At 73.0% G+C, this 16,718-nt stretch carries 18 protein-coding genes and 1 pseudogene; 11 read left to right on the top strand and 8 right to left on the bottom strand.

The features are described 5' to 3' along the window. Positions 1–88: 88 nt before the first annotated feature. Entirely contained in the window at positions 89–2,548 is a 2,460-nt protein-coding gene (locus OG625_RS26600; RefSeq protein WP_329385989.1) for a beta-glucosidase family protein, read from the bottom strand. A 153-nt stretch (positions 2,549–2,701) separates the two neighbouring features. Here OG625_RS26600 and OG625_RS26595 point away from each other — a divergent pair, with 153 nt between their 5' ends. From OG625_RS26595 to OG625_RS26580, 4 genes and pseudogenes are all read left to right on the top strand, one after another. Further along, positions 2,702–3,289, top strand: coding sequence for a TetR/AcrR family transcriptional regulator (locus OG625_RS26595; RefSeq protein WP_329390964.1), 588 nt, complete (start codon positions 2,702–2,704; stop codon positions 3,287–3,289). A gap of 55 nt (positions 3,290–3,344) precedes the next feature. Continuing rightward, a complete protein-coding gene (locus tag OG625_RS26590; RefSeq protein WP_329385987.1) occupies positions 3,345–4,469 on the top strand; it encodes a low temperature requirement protein A in 1,125 nt (374 codons plus the stop codon). 14 nt (positions 4,470–4,483) lie between these two features. Next, positions 4,484–4,837, top strand: a pseudogene (locus tag OG625_RS26585) (carbon-nitrogen hydrolase family protein); the annotation flags it as partial. After that, on the top strand, positions 4,834–5,556 hold the full coding sequence (locus OG625_RS26580; protein ID WP_329385985.1) for a PaaI family thioesterase: 723 nt from the start codon (positions 4,834–4,836) through the stop codon (positions 5,554–5,556). The pseudogene OG625_RS26585 and the gene OG625_RS26580, both read left to right, overlap by 4 nt. Positions 5,557–5,565: 9 nt before the next feature. On the opposite strand, the gene OG625_RS26575 is transcribed toward OG625_RS26580, so the two are convergent. Beyond that, complete coding sequence (locus OG625_RS26575) at positions 5,566–5,901, bottom strand: winged helix-turn-helix transcriptional regulator (RefSeq protein WP_329385983.1); 336 nt, start codon at positions 5,899–5,901, stop codon at positions 5,566–5,568. A 99-nt stretch (positions 5,902–6,000) separates the two neighbouring features. Between OG625_RS26575 and OG625_RS26570 the strand changes: the two genes are divergently transcribed. After that, positions 6,001–6,888: an NAD(P)-dependent oxidoreductase gene (locus OG625_RS26570; RefSeq protein ID WP_329385981.1), complete on the top strand. Its 888-nt coding sequence runs from the start codon at positions 6,001–6,003 to the stop codon at positions 6,886–6,888. Here the strand turns inward: OG625_RS26570 and OG625_RS26565 are convergent, their stop codons facing one another. The 3 genes from OG625_RS26565 to OG625_RS26555 all read right to left on the bottom strand — a co-directional run bounded on the left by OG625_RS26565 (position 6,889) and on the right by OG625_RS26555 (position 9,286). Further along, the gene (locus OG625_RS26565; RefSeq protein ID WP_329385980.1) at positions 6,889–7,698 is read right to left on the bottom strand and encodes an EI24 domain-containing protein; all 810 of its coding nucleotides are present in this window, start codon (positions 7,696–7,698) and stop codon (positions 6,889–6,891) included. It lies immediately after the preceding gene. Between the two features lie 78 nt (positions 7,699–7,776). Continuing rightward, positions 7,777–8,199, bottom strand: coding sequence for an organic hydroperoxide resistance protein (locus OG625_RS26560; protein ID WP_329385979.1), 423 nt, complete (start codon positions 8,197–8,199; stop codon positions 7,777–7,779). A gap of 64 nt (positions 8,200–8,263) precedes the next feature. Next, positions 8,264–9,286: an NADP-dependent oxidoreductase gene (locus tag OG625_RS26555; RefSeq protein WP_329385977.1), complete on the bottom strand. Its 1,023-nt coding sequence runs from the start codon at positions 9,284–9,286 to the stop codon at positions 8,264–8,266. Between the two features lie 95 nt (positions 9,287–9,381). Between OG625_RS26555 and OG625_RS26550 the strand changes: the two genes are divergently transcribed. After that, complete coding sequence (locus OG625_RS26550) at positions 9,382–9,807, top strand: MarR family winged helix-turn-helix transcriptional regulator (protein ID WP_329385975.1); 426 nt, start codon at positions 9,382–9,384, stop codon at positions 9,805–9,807. 9 nt (positions 9,808–9,816) lie between these two features. Here the strand turns inward: OG625_RS26550 and OG625_RS26545 are convergent, their stop codons facing one another. Further along, positions 9,817–10,542, bottom strand: coding sequence for an SCO2400 family protein (locus OG625_RS26545; RefSeq protein WP_329385973.1), 726 nt, complete (start codon positions 10,540–10,542; stop codon positions 9,817–9,819). Between the two features lie 78 nt (positions 10,543–10,620). On the opposite strand from OG625_RS26545, the gene OG625_RS26540 reads away from it, so the two are divergent. Further along, positions 10,621–11,193, top strand: coding sequence for a hypothetical protein (locus OG625_RS26540; protein WP_329385971.1), 573 nt, complete (start codon positions 10,621–10,623; stop codon positions 11,191–11,193). Here the strand turns inward: OG625_RS26540 and OG625_RS26535 are convergent. Further along, positions 11,190–11,900, bottom strand: coding sequence for an esterase/lipase family protein (locus OG625_RS26535; protein ID WP_329385969.1), 711 nt, complete (start codon positions 11,898–11,900; stop codon positions 11,190–11,192). The two genes, OG625_RS26540 and OG625_RS26535, sit on opposite strands and share 4 nt — an antisense overlap. 212 nt (positions 11,901–12,112) lie before the next feature. Between OG625_RS26535 and OG625_RS26530 the strand changes: the two genes are divergently transcribed. Further along, positions 12,113–13,150, top strand: a complete 1,038-nt coding sequence (locus OG625_RS26530; protein ID WP_329385967.1) for a rod shape-determining protein — start codon at positions 12,113–12,115, stop codon at positions 13,148–13,150. Then, positions 13,147–14,712, top strand: coding sequence for a GAF domain-containing protein (locus OG625_RS26525; protein WP_329385965.1), 1,566 nt, complete (start codon positions 13,147–13,149; stop codon positions 14,710–14,712). The genes OG625_RS26530 and OG625_RS26525 overlap by 4 nt, the downstream gene beginning before the upstream one ends. 134 nt (positions 14,713–14,846) lie before the next feature. Here the strand turns inward: OG625_RS26525 and OG625_RS26520 are convergent, their stop codons facing one another. Next, the gene (locus tag OG625_RS26520) at positions 14,847–15,299 is read right to left on the bottom strand and encodes an Lrp/AsnC family transcriptional regulator (RefSeq protein ID WP_329385963.1); all 453 of its coding nucleotides are present in this window, start codon (positions 15,297–15,299) and stop codon (positions 14,847–14,849) included. A 69-nt stretch (positions 15,300–15,368) separates the two neighbouring features. Between OG625_RS26520 and OG625_RS26515 the strand changes: the two genes are divergently transcribed. Continuing rightward, the gene (locus tag OG625_RS26515) at positions 15,369–16,028 is read left to right on the top strand and encodes a LysE family transporter (RefSeq protein ID WP_329385961.1); all 660 of its coding nucleotides are present in this window, start codon (positions 15,369–15,371) and stop codon (positions 16,026–16,028) included. 99 nt (positions 16,029–16,127) lie between these two features. Then, complete coding sequence (locus OG625_RS26510; RefSeq protein WP_329385959.1) at positions 16,128–16,709, top strand: hypothetical protein; 582 nt, start codon at positions 16,128–16,130, stop codon at positions 16,707–16,709. Positions 16,710–16,718 lie beyond the last annotated feature (9 nt).

Genomic DNA, 16,718 nt, shown 5'->3' with positions numbered 1-16,718 from the left:
GCGAAGGACCGGGAGAAGGTGTCAGGACCTTCCCCCGGTCCGGCTCCGCATCACCCCCAACAGGGGTGATTTCCGGCCATACGGCGTGTCACGCGAGGTCGAGCGTCGCCGTCAGTCGCGTGTCGCCGTGCGAGTGGCTCGCGCGGACCTCGTAGGTGCCGCCGATCCGCTGCCAGCCGCGGGCCGCCTCGTCCCAGATCTCGAAGGCCCGGGCGGGCAGGGCGATCTCGGTCTCGACGCTCTCGCCGGGGCCCGCCTCGACGCCCGCGAAGGCGGCCAGCCAGCTCGCCGGGCGCTCCACGGCGTCGGAGACCGGGGCGAGGTAGATCTGTACGACCTCGCGGCCGGGCCGGGTGCCGGTGTTGGTGAGGCGGACCCGGACGGTGTCGGCGGTGGCCTCCAGGGACTCGTACGCCCAGTCGGTGTAGCCGAGGCCGTGCCCGAAGGGGAAGGCGGGCTCGACGGACTGCGCCTCGTAGGCGCGGTAGCCGATGAACAGGCCCTCGGAGTACTCCAGGCGCCCCTCGGTGGGGACGACCTCGGTGACGGGCGCGTCGGCGAAGGCGGCGGGCCAGGTGGTGGGCAGTCGCCCGCCGGGCTCCGTGTCGCCGAGGAGTACGTCGGCCAGCGCGGCCCCGCCCTCCTGTCCGGGGAACCAGGTCAGGAGCACGGCGCCGACCTCGTCGCGCCACGGGAGCTCGACCGGGGAGCCGGCGTTGACCACGACCACCGTGTTCGGGTTGACGGCGGCGACGGCACGGACCAGTTCGTCCTGGCGGCCGGGAAGGCGGAGGTCCTTGCGGTCGAAGCCCTCGGACTCCACGCGCTCGGTGGTGGCGACGACCACGACCGCGGTGTCGGCGGCCCGGGCGGCTTCCACGGCCTCGGCGATCAGCGCGTCGGCCTCGCGCTGCGGGCCGAGGTGGAGCAGCGAGAACATGATCGCCTTGAGCGGCAGCGCGGTCATGTCGGGGACCTGGTAGGTCAGCGAGACCTCGACCGGCTCCCCCTCGGTGAGGGTGACGCGGGCCCGCTCGTTGGGGGCGCCGAAGAAGGCCTCGAAGGGGTCCGCCTCGTTGCCGAGCTCCTGGACGCCCTCCCACACGGTCTCCCCGCCGACGGTGAGGGTGAAGGCGCCGAGCCCGCGGGTGCCGAAGGCGTGCGCACCGTTATCGCGCGGCAGGAACGTTCCGGTGACCTCGATGCTCGCCATCGTCTCGTACGAGGCGCCCTCGGGCAGGTCGTCGCCGATCCACTGGACCTGGCCGGAGGGCAGGCTGCCCTCGCCGAGGACGGCGCCGGAGGCGTCGCGGCAGACCGCGCGCAGCTCGAAGCCCTTGTCGGCGGGGGTCAGTTCGTCGGAGGGGTCGGCGCCGACGGTGAAGGTGAGTGCCCCTTCGGGGAGGGCCGCGGTGAGGCCGTCGAGCGGGGAGACGATCCGCTCGGGGAAGACGGTGGCGGAGCCGCCGCCGAGGACCCGGGCGTCGCGGGCCGCGGCGCCGATGAGGGCGACGGTGCGGCCGGCGGCGGTGTCGAGCGGCAGGGTTCCGTTCTCGTTGCGCACGAGGACGAAGCCGCGGGCGGCGAGCTCGCGGGCCAGGGCCTGCCCGTCGATCGGGGCCGGGACCTCCTCGACCACGGCGGGGGCGCCCGCCAGGGCGCCGACGCGGGCCGCGAGGCGCAGCACGTTGCGGACGGCCGCGTCGACGGCGGACTCGGGGACCTCACCGGCGCGCACGGCCTCGGCGAGGGCGGGTCCGTAGACGGTCTGCGGGCCGGGCATGGCCACGTCCATGCCGCCGAGGATGTCCCCGGTGGTGGACCGGGCGGCCATCCAGTCGGACACGTTGTACCCGTCGAAGCCCCATTCCGCGCGCAGGACTTCGTTGACGAGGTAGGTGTGCTCGGTCATCGTCGTGCCGTTGACCCGGTTGTAGGCGGTCATGATGCCCCAGGGGTGGGCATTGGCGACGATGGCCTCGAACGGGGCCAGGTACACCTCGCGCAGCGGGCGCGGGGCGATGACGCTGTCGACGGTGAACCGCTCGGTCTCCGCGTCGTTGCCGACGAAGTGCTTGACCGTGGTGCCGACCCCGCCGTCCTGGACGCCGTTCACGTAACTGCTGCCGATGGCGCCGGTGAGGTAGGGGTCCTCGGAGTAGCACTCGAAGTGCCGGCCGCCGAGCGGGGATCGGTGCAGGTTGACGGTCGGGGCGAGGAGGACGTGGACGCCCTTGCGGCGGGCCTCCTGGGCGAGGAGCCGGCCGGCCCGGCGGGCGAGCTCCGGGTCCCAGGCCGCGGCGAGCGCGGTGGGCGAGGGCAGCGCGATGGAGGGGTCGTCGGCGGTCCAGCGCACCCCGCGGACCCCGATGGGGCCGTCGGACATGACCAGGGACTGCAGCCCGATCTCGGGGAGCGCGGGCAGGGACCACATGTCCTGACCGGAAAGCAGACGGGCCTTGGTGTCGAGATCCAGCTTGTCGAGAGCCGCTTCCACGGCGTCTTCGCGGATCTGCTCGTTCTCGCGGACCTGATCGGCATCGGTCACGGCCGTGCCTCCTCGTTGAGTGCGGTGCGGGTGCTGTGCGGTGCCCCCATCGTGGACCCGTTCCCTGTAGAACGGTAGGGTTCGTGATGCGTTCGTGATGTACGCATGCCGTACGGTCCTCTGGAGGCCGTGAAGGGAATGGGGTGCGGGGCGATGGTCCGAGCCAGGAGCGAGGAGCGCCGCGAGCAGATCGTCCTCGCGGCCCTCGAAGTGATCGCGGAGCGCGGCTACCGGGGAGCGTCCCTGGCCACCGTCGCCGAACGCGTGGGCCTGACCCAGCAGGGGCTGCTGCACTACTTCCCCACCAAGGAGGCCCTGCTCGTCGCGGTCCTGGAGGAACGCGACCGGTGGGACACGGGCGGCGGCTCGCGCGCCGCGGCCGGCAGCTGGCGCCTCGACCTGCTGGACTCGCTGGTCGAGTACAACGCCATGCGCCCGGGCATCGTGCAGACCTTCTCGGCGCTGCTCGGCGAGAGCGTCACCGAGGGACATCCGGCCCGCGAGTTCTTCACCGAGCGCTACGAGCAGGTCCGCCGGGAGATGGCTTCGGTACTGCGCGCCGAGTTCGGCGAGCGCCTCCCGTCGGGCCTCACCCCGGAACAGGCGGCCCCGCTGCTGGCGGCCGTGAGCGACGGGCTGCAGTTCCAGTGGCTGCTCGCCCCCGAATCGGTGGACATGCCGGCCTCGTTCCGCGCCTTCCTGACCCTGTTGCGGGGCCCTTCGCCGACCCCCGGCGCGTAGCCGCCCGATCCACCCGGGCATCCTTCTCCCGACGGACTACCGGGGGGAGTTGGGGATGGAAACGGAAAAGAAGGTCGCTTGGTCGGAGCTGTTCTTCGACCTGGTGCTGGTGTTCGCCGTGACACAGGTCTCGGCGCTGCTGCACCACGACCACGGCTGGGCCGGCACCGGGCGGGCCGTGATCGCCTTCGTTCCGATCTATTGGGTGTGGGTCGGCAACACCGTGTACTCCAACACCCACGACGCGGACCGGCCGCTGAACCGGCTCGGGCTCTTCGGGGCCGGGCTGTGCGGCCTGATGATGGCCCTGGCCCTGCCCGAAGCCTTCGGCGACCGCGGGCTGCTGTTCGCCGGGGCCTACTTCTGCGCCCGCCTGCTGCTCGCGGCGCTGGCGCACGGCGGCGGACGGCGCCCGAAACTGACGCCGGTCACCCTGTCGGTGCTGGTCAGCGGCCCGCTGCTGCTCGCCGGCGGGTTCCTCGACGGAAACGCCCGGATCGCACTGTGGGCCCTCGCCGCCGCCGTGGACCTGGCCGCGCCCCGGCTGACGCGCCGCAACATGATGCGCCTGGCCTTCGATTCGGGCCATCTCGCCGAGCGGTTCGGCCTGTTCGTGATGATCGCGCTGGGCGAGTCGATCGTGGCGGTCGGCGCCCCCGTGGCCTCCGCCGCGTCGCTCGGCGCCGGCACGCTCGCGGCCGTCGCCCTGGCCTTCGTCCTCGTGTGCAGCCTGTGGTGGGTGTACTTCCACCTGGCCGCGGGCGCCGTCCGGCACGGGCTGGAGACGGCGGCCGTACGAGCGGACGTGGCCCGGCAGGTCCTCTCGTACGGGCACCTCTCGCTGATCGCCTCGATCATCGCGGTGGCCGTCGGCATGGCCGAGGCCGTCGCGCACCCCGGCGAACGGCTCCCGCTCGGCGTGACCGCCCTCCTCTACGGGGGCTGCGCCCTCTACCTCGCCACCTTCGGGTACACGCGCTGGCACCTGTTCCGGTCCTGGTCGCTGACCCGGCTGGTGACCGCGGCGGCCACCCTGGCCCTGCTGCCACTGGCCGCGCTGCTGCCCTCGCTGGGCGCGCTGCTGCTCCTGACCGCGGTGGTGACCGCCCTCAACCTGACGGAACTCACCCTGCTCCGGACCCGGGGCGAGCGCCTCGAGGGGCCGGCGCCCGTGGCTTAGGCCGGTTCCCGCCCGGCGAGGGCGACGGGCGATTCGAACTCGGCGGGATCCGCTTCTCGTTGGGGATCTGCTACGACAACCACTTCCCCGAGCTACCCGGCCGCGGCGCCGACGACGGCTGCCGGGTGCACCTGGCGAGCTCCTTGTACGGGACGGGCGGCGGGATCCACGAGCGGGCCACCGTCCACCCCGGGATCGCGAAGGAGCACGGCCTGTACGTGGTCCTCGCCAACCACGTCGGCCCGGCGGGCCCGTGGACCGGCTGTGGCGGCTCGGCCGTCTGGGCCCCGGGCGGGGAACCGCTGGCCGTGGCGGACGACCGTACGCCGTCCGTGGTGACGGCCGATGTGATGAGCTGGTCGGTATGAGCACCTTCGAGACGATCACGGTTCCGGAACACCTCCACGGCTACCCGGGAGTGGCCTACGGCGGCTACGTGGCGGGGCTGCTCGCCGCCCGCGCCACCGCGGACACGGTACGGGTGGACTTCCGGCGGCCCGTGCCCACCGAGACTCCGGTCCGGCTCGCCGGGACCCCCGGGGGCGGCTGCGAGGCGACCGACGGCGAGCTGCTGCTGGCCGTGGCGACCCCCGCCGCCTTCGAGGGCACGGACTCCCCCGAGGCACCCTCCTGGGAGCAGGCGGTGGCGGCGGCCGAGGCCTACCGGGCGGCCCCGCCGGCAGGGCAGGTCGACTGCTTCGGCTGCGGCCTGGACCGGACGCCCGCCACCGGGCTGCGCCTGCACTGTGGGGTCGTGCCGGGCGGCGGGATGGTCGCCACCGCCTGGACCCCCGGCCGGGAGCTGGGCGGCGCGGACGGGATACTGCCGGCCGAGCTGGTGTGGGGAGCACTGGACTGCCCCGGGAACGCGGCCGGGCGCCTGCTCGACGGCCGCCCGGCCGGCGCGGTCACGGCCGCGCTGACCGCCCGGCTGCTGCGGCCGGTGCCGGTGGGCGAGGGCCTGGTCTCGTACGCCTGGCTGCTCTCGGGCTCGGGCCGCAAGTACACGGTGGGCACGGCCCTGACCACCGCCGAGGGAGAACTGTGCGCGGTCGGCGAGGCGCTGTGGGTGCAGCCGCGCGCCTGACCGCCGGCGCTACGCCGTGACGGGGAGGAGGTTCTGCGCGCCCCACTGGCCCAGGGCCTCCAGCGCCGTGTTCAGCCCCTGGCCCAGTGGGGTCAGGGAATACTCGACGCGCGGCGGAACCTCCTCGTACACCTCGCGGTGGACGAGGCCGTCCACCTCCATCTCGCGCAGCTGGGCGGCGAGCACCTTCTCGGAGACGCCGGGGACGAGCCTGCGCAGTTCACCGAAGCGGCGCGGGCGCTGGTCCAGCTCCCACAGGATCGAGACCTTCCATTTGCCGTCGATCACGGACATCGCCGCGGCGATCCCGCAGTGATCCGCACCGGGCCTCTGTGTCAGTGCCATCGGTCACACCCCTCCCCACCTGCTCGCTCACCTCGGGGTAACCACCCACTCCGAAGTGCGTACTTGAGAGCCTCACGGCCTGCCACCAGGCTAAACCGCATGACCGACAACACACCCCGAAACTCGCTCACCCTCCTCGGCCTCGGTGACATGGGCACCGCCCTCGCCCGCACGTGGCTCGCCGCCGGGCACCGGATCACCGTCTGGAACCGCACCGCCGCCAAGGCCGAGGCACTCGCGGCCGAAGGGGCCGACGTCGCCACCAGCCCCGCCGAGGCGGTGGCCGCGAGCCGGCTCGTCGTGCTCTGCCTGCTCGACGACGCCTCCATCGGCTCCGCCCTGCAAGGGGTCGACCTGACCGGCAAGGACCTGGTCAACCTCACCACCGGCACCCCGGCCGAGGGGCGCGCACGGGCCGCCTGGGCCGAGGAGCGCGGGGCCCGGTTCGTGGACGGCGGGATCATGGCCACGCCCACGATGATCGGCGTCCCCGAGGCCGGGGGCTACGTCTTCTACAGCGGCTCGCGCGCCCTGTTCGACACCCACCGGGCAGCGCTGGAGGTCCCGGCCGGGGCCCGGTTCGTCGGCGAGGACCCCGGTCACGCCGCGCTGCACGACGTGGCGCTGCTCAGCGCGATGTACGGGCTGTTCGCCGGCATCTCGCACGCCTACGCGCTGATCGACGGCGAGGACATCGCCCCGAAGGACCTGGCTCCGCTGCTGTCCGAATGGCTCGGCGCGATGGGCTTCTTCGTCGGGAGCACCGCCGAACGGCTGACCTCTCGGGACTTCACCACCGGGGTGGTGTCCAGCCTGGCCATGCAGGTCGCGGCCACCGGCACCCTGCTGCGCACCGCCGAGGAGCAGCGGGTCAGCCCCGAGCTGATCTCCCCGTACCTGGAACTCATGCGCCGCCGGCTGACCGCCGATCCGGCGGCCCACGGCGGGGAGGACACGGCCGGGGCGATCACCCTGCTGAAGCGGTAGCTACGAGTAGGCGGGCGGGGGCGGGCCGAAGCCGGTGGGCGCCTCGGTGGCCGGGGGCTCGGAGGGCTCGTCGTCGACGTTCATCAGGTCGCGCACCATCAGCGTGGCGCCCGCCACCGCGCCCGGCATCAGGAACACCGCGACCAGCGGCACCAGGAACGCCAGCACCAGCGGCACGCCGAAGCCCAGCACCAGCAGCCGTCGCGAGCGCAGCAGGACCAGTCGCTCGGGCAGCTCCACCTTGCGGCGCTGGAGGGCGACGGAGGTCAGCTCCTGGGTGAGGAAGTAGCCGGAGACGCAGAACCCGAGCACCGGGACGACGGTCTGCCCGATGACCGGGATGAAGCCGAGGGCGAAGAGCAGGAGCCCGTACAGGACCACCCTGCCGAGCACCTTCACGCTGTCCCGGGCCGAGACCCACAGTTCCAGCCAGAGCGGCATCCCGGACTCGGGGGCCTCGCCGCCCTCGCTACGGTCGACCTGCTCGGAGAGGGACTCGTAGAACGGCTGGCCGATCAGCAGGGTCACGGCGGTGAAGGTGATGACCGAGAGGAAGAGCCCCAGGCAGATCACCAGGGCGGTCAGGAAGCCCCGGAAGAGGCCGATCCAGGGCGAGGCCCAGTCGTCGGCGAAGGGGGTGGCCCAGGCCGTGAAGTCGTCGGCGCCGTAGCCGAGGCCGATCAGCGCGCCGGCGTACAGGACGAGCGAGACCAGCCCGGGCAGCAGCCCGAAGCCGAACCAGCGGCCGTGCCGCAACACCCATCGCTGTCCGGCCAGCAGATACCGGAAGCCCCGCGCAAGATCACCCATGGGGGCAGTTTAGGACCCCCCGTTGACGGCGAAGGCCGCACCCCGACGGGGTGCGGCCTTCGGCGAGCGGGTGCCGGATCAGACGGCGAGCTCGACGGTGATGTTGCCGCGGGTGGCCTTGGAGTACGGGCAGACCTCGTGGGCCTTCTCGATGAGGTCCTTGGCGGTGGCGGCGTCCACGTTCGGGATCACGGCGGAGATCTTGACGATCAGGCCGAAGCCCTCGTCGTTCTTGCCGATGCCGACCTCGGCGGTGACGGTGGAGCCGGAGATGTCGGCGTTCACGTTCTTCGCGACGACGCCCAGGGCGCCCTGGAAGCAGGCGCTGTAGCCAGCGGCGAACAGCTGCTCCGGGTTGGTGCCGGCGCCGCTGCCACCGAGCTCCTTCGGCGGGTTCACGACGACGTCGAGCGACCCGTCGTTGGTGGCGACGCGGCCGTCGCGGCCGTTCTCGGCGGTGGCGACAGCGGTGTACGCGACGTCGGACTGCTGGATCGACATGTAAGAAAATCCTCCTGATAATCGTCGCGACTCGCGCCCACGGTCACAACGGTGTGCAGAGAGCCTAACCGGTGAAAGAAACGATCATCTTTCCGGTGTTCTCGCCGCGCAGCATTCCCAGGAACGCGGAGGTCGCGTTCTCCACGCCTTCGACGACCGTCTCGTCGTACCGGAGCTCACCGGAACGCAGCCATCCGGCGACGTCCTGGACGAACTGCTGCTGGAGGCCGGCGTGGTCGTTGACGAGGATGCCCTGCAGGCGCAGCCGCTTGCCGATGACCTGCATCAGGTTGCGCGGACCGGGGGCGGCCTCGGTCTCGTTGTATCCGGCTATCGCCCCGCACAGGGTGGCGCGGCCGTTCACCTTCATCGAGGAGATCGCGGCCTCCAGGTGGTCACCGCCGACGTTGTCGAAGTAGACGTCGATGCCCTCGGGGGCGGAGGCGGGGAGCTGCTCGGCGACGGGGCCGTTCTTGTAGTTGAAGGCGGCGTCGAAGCCGTACTTCTCTGTGAGGACCGTCACCTTTTCGTCCGAGCCGGCGGAGCCGATCACCCGGGAGGCGCCCTTGATCTTGGCGAACTGGCCCACGAGGCTGCCGACGGCACCGGCCGCGCCGGAGACGAAGACGGAGTCGCCCTCCTTGAAGGAGGCGACCTCGAAGAGGCCGGCATAGGCGGTCAGGCCCGGCATGCCGAGCACGCCGAGGTAGGCGGAGAGCGGGGCGAGCGAGGCGTCCACCTTGGTGGCGAACTTCGCGTCGAGCTCCGCGTACTCGCGCCAGCCCAGGTGGTGCAGGACGTGGTCGCCGACGGCGAAGCCCTCGGCTGCGGAGGCGACGACCTCGCCGACCGCGCCGCCCTGCATCGGCTCGTCGAGCTGGAACGGCGGGATGTACGACTTCACGTCGTTCATCCGGCCGCGCATGTACGGGTCCACGGACATGTGGAGGTTGCGTACGAGGATCCGGCCGGCGGCGGGCTCGGCCGACACGGGCACCTCGCGCAGGGCGAAGTCCTCGGCGACGGGCCAGCCCTGCGGGCGACGGACGAGGTGCCACTCGCGGCTCACGGCGGGGATCTCAGACATGCGGCGCTCCTGGTAAGAACGGAATTGCTTCACTAGGTGAAACAACCATGCGCCTGGATATTTCATGTTGTCAAGTAAGTGGGTACTCTGGATCCATGCCCAGTCGTCGCACAGACCCAGTGACCATCGAGGTCGTCGAACTCATCGGCGACGTCGTGGCCCGCTACCACATGGAGTACGAGCACGCGGCCGCCAGCCACCAGCTGACCGGCGCGCAGGCCAAGGTGCTCACCATGCTCGCCCTGGATCCGATGCCGATGCGCCGCATCGCGCAGAAGCTGCGCTGCGAGCCGTCCAACGTGACGGGGATCGTCGACCGGCTGGAGACCCGCGGCCTGGTGGAGCGGCACCCGGATCCCGCCGACCGCCGGGTGAAGCTGGCCGCCCCCACCGAGGAGGGCCGGCAGACCGCGGAGCGGCTGCGCGAGTCCCTGGACTTCGCCCGCGAACCCCTCTCCGGGCTGTCCCCGGCGGAGCGGGCGGTGCTGCGGGACCTGCTCAAGCGGATGCTGGGCGGCTAGCCGCCGCCCCTACCAGCACTTCCAGCCGAGGAAGCCGCAGTCCTCGGGCGGCGCGGGCGGCGGCGAGGGCGGGGGCGGGGGCGGGATCAGCGACTGCTGGTTGCCGGTGGGGCTCTGCGTCGGCGTGCCCGACACGGTCGGCTTCGCGCTGCCCCCGACGCGGGACGTCGCGGACGGCGATGCCGACGTCACGGGCGCGGGGGCGGAGGACACCGGCGCCGGCTGCGCAGCGCCTCCGGAAGGCGCCCCGGTACCGCTCTTCTTCGTGGGCCCGGCGGCCACCTTGGCCGTGGCCTTCCCGGACGGGCCCGTGGGCGCGCCGGAGGTCGGCAGGTCGGGCAGCGGGGCGGGCTGCTGCGGGCCGTCGTCGGTCAGCACCACCGTGGAGGCACGGTCGCTGCGCTCCCCGTCCCCGAGCACGTTGACCGCCAGCAGCGAGGCCGCGCCGGCGATCACCACCCCGAGCGCGACGGTCAGCGTCGTACGGCTGCGCTTGCGGCGCGCGCTGCGGCGGCGCGCACCGGCCCGGCGCTCGTTCGGGGCGGACAGGGTGACGAGCGAGTCGGCGTACACGTCGGCCAGGGCGGTCGGCGTGGTCGACGCGGTCGGCGCCTCGGGCATCGGCGGCACCGCCGCGGCGGGCGGCGCGGCGGGCAGGTACTCGGCCGGGGTTCCGCACCCCGCGCACGCCAGTGCGCCATTGAGGTGCCTCCGGCAGGCGTGGCAGTAGTTCATGGCGCCCGCAGGCTACGTGGTCCCCGGCCACATCCGGATCCCGGGAACGTAAGGATCCTGTGTGGAATCGTTCCCTCCATGACATCCACCGGGACATTCTTCGGCCCCGCCGCCTTCCAGTTGGTGCTGTTGCGGCGGATGGCGGACTTCCAGCCGGAGCTCGCCGACGAGGCCCGCCGCCGGCTCGGCGCCACCCTCGCGGACCAGCGGGAGGCGAACAAGCGCTGGCAGGCCATGGCGCGGTCACCCCGCTCCCGCGGCGCCCTCGCCCGCTACCGCTCGGTGCTCGGCCCTCCGGAGTCGACCGAGCGGCGCAGGATCGGCGACCTGGAGTGCGAGGCCCTGCTGTGGCCGGTGCCGCTCTGGCCCGACCTGCGCTTCGAGGTGCTGGCCGCGCCGGACGGAGCGGTGTGGAACGAGTGGCTGGTCCGGGCCCCGGGCGCGCGCGGGCCCGTACTGGACTCGCCCGAGGACCTGCGGCCCTGGTCGGCGACGGTGGACGAGGTGGCGCGGGCCTTCGCCCCGGTCCGGCCGATGGAGGGCACCGCGCCGACCCGCTGGCGCCTCGCCTTCGAGGTGCTGGAGCGGCCGTGCGTGGCGGAGTTCACGTACGGCCTGCTCCAGCGGGTCTCCCTGCCCGGGGAGGGTTAGGACGCGAGGAAGGCGCGGACGCCCGCCGAGGTCCCGTCGTCGCCGAGCAGGTCGTTGTGCTTGAGGCAGCCGACCGGCGTGTTGGCCGCCCCGGTCAGCGGGACGCTGTCGTCCGGGTTGACGACTTCGTCGCAGTTGGACCAGAAAGTCGCGTACTTCACGGCGCCCGGGGTCTCGTCCCCGCCGTTCAGGTTCTTCACGACGTACGACCCGGGGGTCATGTCCCGGCACGCCTGGTCCCACAGGGCGCAGGCCCAGGCGGTGGAGGTGCCGCGGTTGGGTCCGGCCAGCGAGACCCAGTGGTCCACGGCGGCCCCGCCGCCGCCGAACTTCACGTACCAGCGGCTCACCAGCGAGCCGAAGGAGTGCGAGACGACGTCGACCTTGGCGGCGCCGGTCTGCCTGCGGACGTCCTCGACGTAGGCGGCGAGCCGGCCGGAGAGGACCTCGTTGACCGACTGGTGGGTGTCGTAACCGAAGGAGAAGAGCTCCGAGTCGGCGTACCCGGCGGCACGCAGGTCCCCGCGCAGGGCTCCCCAGACGCCCGGATCCGCGTTGTAACCGTGCACGAAGACCACCGGATTGCGCGATGACGCCTGGTCGGCGGCCCCGACCACCCCCCGGTCGGCGGCACGGGCGGCCGCGGGCGCGAGCAGCGCCAGGCACAGCGTCAGGAGGGCCAGCAACCTCTGGCGGGTCGTCAGCATCGGGTCCCCTTTACCTTGTTACGCGCGAGTAGCGCGTGCGGTGCGGGCATCGTGTTGCCTGTCGGTACAAAAATCCACCCCCATGCAGCCGCGACAGACCCCCCGACCGGAGCAGCACAACGGGCGGTTAGCCCGAAATGCCCGAGATGATACGAAAAGCGACCGGCAATTCCGCCGGTCTTCTTGCGTCAGCGCTCTCGGGAGGATCTGCCGTGACCGTCAGTCTTGAGCAGTTGCGCCGCTGCCACGTCGCCGTCGACCTGGGGGCGGCGAGGACCCGCGTGTACGTCAAGGGCGCCGGCCTCGTGGTCGACGAGCCCAGCTGCGCCGCGGTGAACACGCGGACCGGTGCACTCATCGCCGTGGGGACCTTCGCCGAGCGGATGACCGGCCGCACGCCCGACTACATCCGGGTCGTGCGCCCCGTCTCCGGCGGCACCGTCGTCGACATCGAGATGGCCCAGCGCATGCTGCGCCACCTGCTCGGCGAGAAGCTGCGCCGGGCCCTGCGCCGCAAGCCGCGGCTGCGGGCCGCCGCCTGCACCCCGCACGACGCGGACCCCCTGGCCCAGCGGGCCGCGGTGGAGACCCTCGTCGGGCTCGGCGCCCGCCGCGTCGAACTCGTCGACACCCTGATCGCGGCGGCCGTCGGCTGCGGACTGCCCGTGGAGCAGCCGACCGCGACGATGATCATGGTGTGCGGGGCCGCGGCCACCCAGGTGGCCGTCCTCTCCCTCGGCTCCATCGTCACCGCCGTACGCATCCCCGTCGGCGGCGAGGCCATCGACCACGCCGTCGTCCAGCACCTGCGCCACGCCCACGAGCTGATGCTGCCCAGCCAGGCCGTCCGGCCGCTCCAGCTGGCCCTGCACGGCAACGGGATCAACGCCGGAGGCCCCGCCTCCACCCTGATCCACGGCCGCGACGTCGCCACCGGGCTGGCCCGCTCCGTCCACGTGGACACCGCCGCCGTACGGAACGCCATCCACACCCCGCTGACCGCCGTCCTCGACGGCATCGGCAAGGTGCTGCGGGACTGCCCGCCGGACCTGGTCGCGGACCTGACGGACCGGGGGATCATGATGGTGGGTGGCAGCGCCCTGCTGCCCGGACTGGACCAGATGCTGCGGGACGCCACCGGGATGCCGGTGGCCATCGCGGAACGGCCGGACGTGTGCGCCGTGCTCGGTCTCGGCGCGATGCTCGAAGGGAAGATCGCCCCCATGGTTCTCAACCCACTGGCCGAATGACGAACGCCGGGCAGGAGCCCGCGGAGGAGACGGCCGGCCTCCCCGTGCTGCTGGACGCGGTGCTCAGCGTCGGCTCCGAGCTGGAGCTGCGCACCACCCTCCAGCACATCGTGGACTCGGCGGCCGAGCTGTGCGCGGCGCGGTACGGAGGGCTCGGGGTCGTCGACCCCGAGCGCGTCCGGCTGACCGAACTGTTCACCTCCGGGATGACCGAGGAGCAGCGGGCCGCGATCCCGCACCTGCCGGACGGCCGCTCCGGCGTGCTCGGCGCCCTCGTCAGTGACCCGCGCCCGCTGATGCAGGACGACCTCACGCAGGACCCCCGGTCGGTCGGCTTCCCGCCGGGGCACCCTCCGATGCGCAGCTTCCTGGGCGTCCCGATCCGGGTGCACACGGAGGTGTTCGGCAACCTCTACCTCACCGAGAAGCGGGGCGGCGGGTCGTTCACCGACGAGGACCTCGCGCTGCTGCGGGTGCTGGCCTCGCAGGCGGGGATAGCGATCGGCAACGCCCGGCTGTACGAGACCGCGCGCCGCCGGGAGCGCTGGATCGAGGGCGCCGCCGCCGTGACCACCACCCTGCTGGCCGGCCGGCCCGCGGCGGACGCGCTGATGTGCGTGGCCGAACGGGCCCGGCTGCTTGCGGACGCCGCGGCCGGGGTGGTGCTCCAGCCGACCCCCGAGGGCGGCATGGAGATCGTCGCCGCCTCCACCCACGGGGACCCCGGGGGCCTGGTCGGCACGGCCATCGCCCCGGGCAGCCCGGTCCTGAGGCAACTCCTGGGCGGTGAGCCGGTCTTCATAGAGGACTCGGCGACCGACCCCCGGATGACCACGCACGTCCGGGAGCGGTTCGGCCCCAGCATGATGCTTCCGCTCCAGAGCGGCGGCCAGCTGATCGGCACCCTCGCCCTTCCGCGCGCCCGCGGCGGTCCCGCGTACGACGCGGTGGACCGGCTGCTGGCCTCGCAGTTCGCCTCCCAGGCCGCGCTGGCCCTGGTCCTGGCGGACGCGCAGCACGACCGCGAGCAGCTCGCGGTCTACGAGGACCGCGACCGGATCGCGCGGGATCTGCACGACCTCGTCGTGCAGCGGCTGTTCGCGACGGAGATGATGCTGGAATCCACCCGGCGGCGCTCCTCGAACGCGCCGAGCGGGGACACGGTCGGCGAGGAGCTCAGCCGCGCCGTCGACGAGCTGGACTCCACCATCCAGGAGGTCCGGACGGCCATCTTCGCCCTCCAGCAGCCGCCGACCGACGCCCCGACGACCTTCCGGGGCCGGGTCCTGCGCGAGACGGGCGGGGCGGCGGTACTGCTCGGCTTCCAGCCGTCGGTGCACTTCGCGGGCGCGGTGGACGCGCTGCTCCCGGAGCCGGTGACCGGGGACCTGCTCGCCGCGCTGCGCGGCGCCCTGGCGGCGGCGCACCGGCGCAGCGACGTCGCCTCCATCGACGTGGAGATCGACGCGACGCCGACCCGGGTCCGCCTGACGGTCGCGGACGACGGCCGTACGGAATCGGGTGCGCGGGGGACGACGGTGACGTGGGAGTCGGCGCTGTAGCCCTCCCGGGCGGGGTCGGGTCGGGTACGCGCTTCGGCTTCGCCGGGCTTCGTGGGGGCCGGGCACATTCCAGCCTCGCCGGCGTTTGAGGCGCGGGGTTCGGGGCGGAGCCCCGGTCTTTGAGGCGCAGCCTCTCAACCAGCCCCGCGGGACCCGGCGGAGCCACTGGCGGCGCGGAGGGCGATGCGGGTGCTGGACTGGGCCACGCCGGCCTCCCGTTTGAGCCGCCGCAGCAACGCGTCCAGCGCGGCCGGATCGGCGGCGCGGGCCCGTACGAGGTAGTCGTACTCCCCTGTCACGTGGACCACTTCCGTGATCCCTGGCAGTTTGACGACCTGCTGCTCGAACTCCTCGTTGGTGGTGTCCTGGCGCAGCGTGAGGTCGATGAAGACCACGAGCCCGCCCCGGGTGTCGGCGGCGGGATCCACGACGACGGTGAACCCGCGGATCACCCCCTCCCGGCGCATCCGGCGCACCCGGTCGGCGGTGGCGTTGGCGCTGAGGCCGACGCGGATGCCGAGGTCCCGGTACGAGATCCGCGCATCCTCCTGCAGGATGCCGAGGATTTCCCTGTCTAGGCGGTCCATGCCGCGATTCTCGCAGTCGGGCCCGATATTCGCCCGCGTCCGCGGCCCCGGCCCCCCGAACCTCTCGGCATGACCGAACTCCTCTCCCCCACTCTGGGCGGCGCGGTGGCGGGCCTGGGCGTGGCGATGCCGATGGGCGCGATGAGCGTGCTGCTGCTCCAGGAGGCGTTGCGCCACCGCCGCACGGCGATCGCCGCGGCCGCGGGCATCGCGACGGTGGACCTCGCCTACGCGGCCCTCGCCACCGCCCTCGGCCCCTGGGTGGCCTCCCACATCTCCCCGATCGAACCCTGGGTCCGACTGACCTCCGCCGTGATCCTCCTGACCATCGCCGGCCATGGCCTCACGAAGGCAAAGCCGGCCTCGCCGGCGCTTGAGGCAGCGGGTCCGGGGCAGAGCCCCGGGGCGGAACCCACCCCGCGCCCCCGGCCGGGCAAGGCCTTCGCGCGGTACGTCGGGCTGACCGCCCTCAACCCCACCACCGCCCTCTACTTCGCCGCCCTCACCACCGCCCAGGGCGCGACCCTGCGCACCGGCGCTGCCGGAGCCGCGTTCCTCTTCGGCGTCGGCGCCGCCTCGCTCCTCTGGCAGCAGTCCCTCGTCGCGCTCGGCGCCCTCGCCGGCACCCGCATCTCCGACACCACCCGCGTATGGACCTTCCGCCTCGGTTACGGCCTGGTGGCCGCCTACGCCCTCAAGATCGCCTTCCCGCTGCCGACCCTGGGATGACGCTCCAAGGAGTGGTCAGGGAGCGGTCAGGGACCACTCAGGGGTGCCCTCGGGGTCATGCCTGGTACGGCCCGGCATCCCGGTCGACATGATCGGTGCATGACCAATCGACCGACCCTCACCCGGGCCTCCTTCGTCACCGCACCGCTGTGCCTCCTCGCCTACGGCGCCATCCGGCTCGGCGATCCCGACCACGGTCCGGGCCCCGCCTGGACCGTGGGCCACATCGCGCTGCTCGTGGGGGTGTTGCAGTTCGCCCTGGTCTTACCGGCCCTACGCCGGATGACCGGGCCCGGCGGCGGAGCGGCGGGGCGGCTGAGTGCCGGCGTCGGCCTCCTGCTCGGCCTGACGGGCACCCTGGCGGTCGTCGCCCAGGCCGCCATCGACCTCGTCGTCGGGTTTCGCGCCTCCGACCGGCCGGGAATGGAGCGGCTCTTCGAGGAGGTCCAGAGCCACCCGGGGGTGCTGTCCGCCGTCTACACCGTCGGCCCGGTGCTGTTCTACGTCGGCCTCCTGTGGCTCGTGGTCCAGCTCGCCGTCCAGCGGCGCGTCAGCCCCTGGCGGCCCGTCGCGGTGGTGCTGGGTACGGTCGCCATGGCCGTCAGCCTCGACCTGCTGCCTCTCGGCGCCCTCCTCTTCGCGGCGGCACTGTTTCCCCGGGGCCTCCCCCGCACCCCCTAGGGTGACCCC

Origin of the sequence: Streptomyces sp. NBC_01351 (assembly GCF_036237315.1) — a bacterium.
In the GTDB taxonomy this organism is placed as follows: Bacteria; Actinomycetota; Actinomycetes; order Streptomycetales; family Streptomycetaceae; genus Streptomyces.
This window is presented reverse-complemented; position numbering and strand designations above follow the sequence as displayed.

Coding starts and splice junctions, on each gene's coding strand:
- OG625_RS26595 (WP_329390964.1), top strand. CDS start 2,702: ATGGTCCGAGCCAGGAGCGAGGAGCGCCGCGAGCAGATCGTCCTCGCG.
- OG625_RS26590 (WP_329385987.1), top strand. CDS start 3,345: ATGGAAACGGAAAAGAAGGTCGCTTGGTCGGAGCTGTTCTTCGACCTG.
- OG625_RS26580 (WP_329385985.1), top strand. CDS start 4,834: ATGAGCACCTTCGAGACGATCACGGTTCCGGAACACCTCCACGGCTAC.
- OG625_RS26575 (WP_329385983.1), bottom strand. CDS start 5,901: ATGGCACTGACACAGAGGCCCGGTGCGGATCACTGCGGGATCGCCGCG.
- OG625_RS26570 (WP_329385981.1), top strand. CDS start 6,001: ATGACCGACAACACACCCCGAAACTCGCTCACCCTCCTCGGCCTCGGT.
- OG625_RS26565 (WP_329385980.1), bottom strand. CDS start 7,698: ATGGGTGATCTTGCGCGGGGCTTCCGGTATCTGCTGGCCGGACAGCGA.
- OG625_RS26560 (WP_329385979.1), bottom strand. CDS start 8,199: ATGTCGATCCAGCAGTCCGACGTCGCGTACACCGCTGTCGCCACCGCC.
- OG625_RS26555 (WP_329385977.1), bottom strand. CDS start 9,286: ATGTCTGAGATCCCCGCCGTGAGCCGCGAGTGGCACCTCGTCCGTCGC.
- OG625_RS26550 (WP_329385975.1), top strand. CDS start 9,382: ATGCCCAGTCGTCGCACAGACCCAGTGACCATCGAGGTCGTCGAACTC.
- OG625_RS26545 (WP_329385973.1), bottom strand. CDS start 10,542: ATGAACTACTGCCACGCCTGCCGGAGGCACCTCAATGGCGCACTGGCG.
- OG625_RS26540 (WP_329385971.1), top strand. CDS start 10,621: ATGACATCCACCGGGACATTCTTCGGCCCCGCCGCCTTCCAGTTGGTG.
- OG625_RS26535 (WP_329385969.1), bottom strand. CDS start 11,900: ATGCTGACGACCCGCCAGAGGTTGCTGGCCCTCCTGACGCTGTGCCTG.
- OG625_RS26525 (WP_329385965.1), top strand. CDS start 13,147: ATGACGAACGCCGGGCAGGAGCCCGCGGAGGAGACGGCCGGCCTCCCC.
- OG625_RS26520 (WP_329385963.1), bottom strand. CDS start 15,299: ATGGACCGCCTAGACAGGGAAATCCTCGGCATCCTGCAGGAGGATGCG.
- OG625_RS26515 (WP_329385961.1), top strand. CDS start 15,369: ATGACCGAACTCCTCTCCCCCACTCTGGGCGGCGCGGTGGCGGGCCTG.
- OG625_RS26510 (WP_329385959.1), top strand. CDS start 16,128: ATGACCAATCGACCGACCCTCACCCGGGCCTCCTTCGTCACCGCACCG.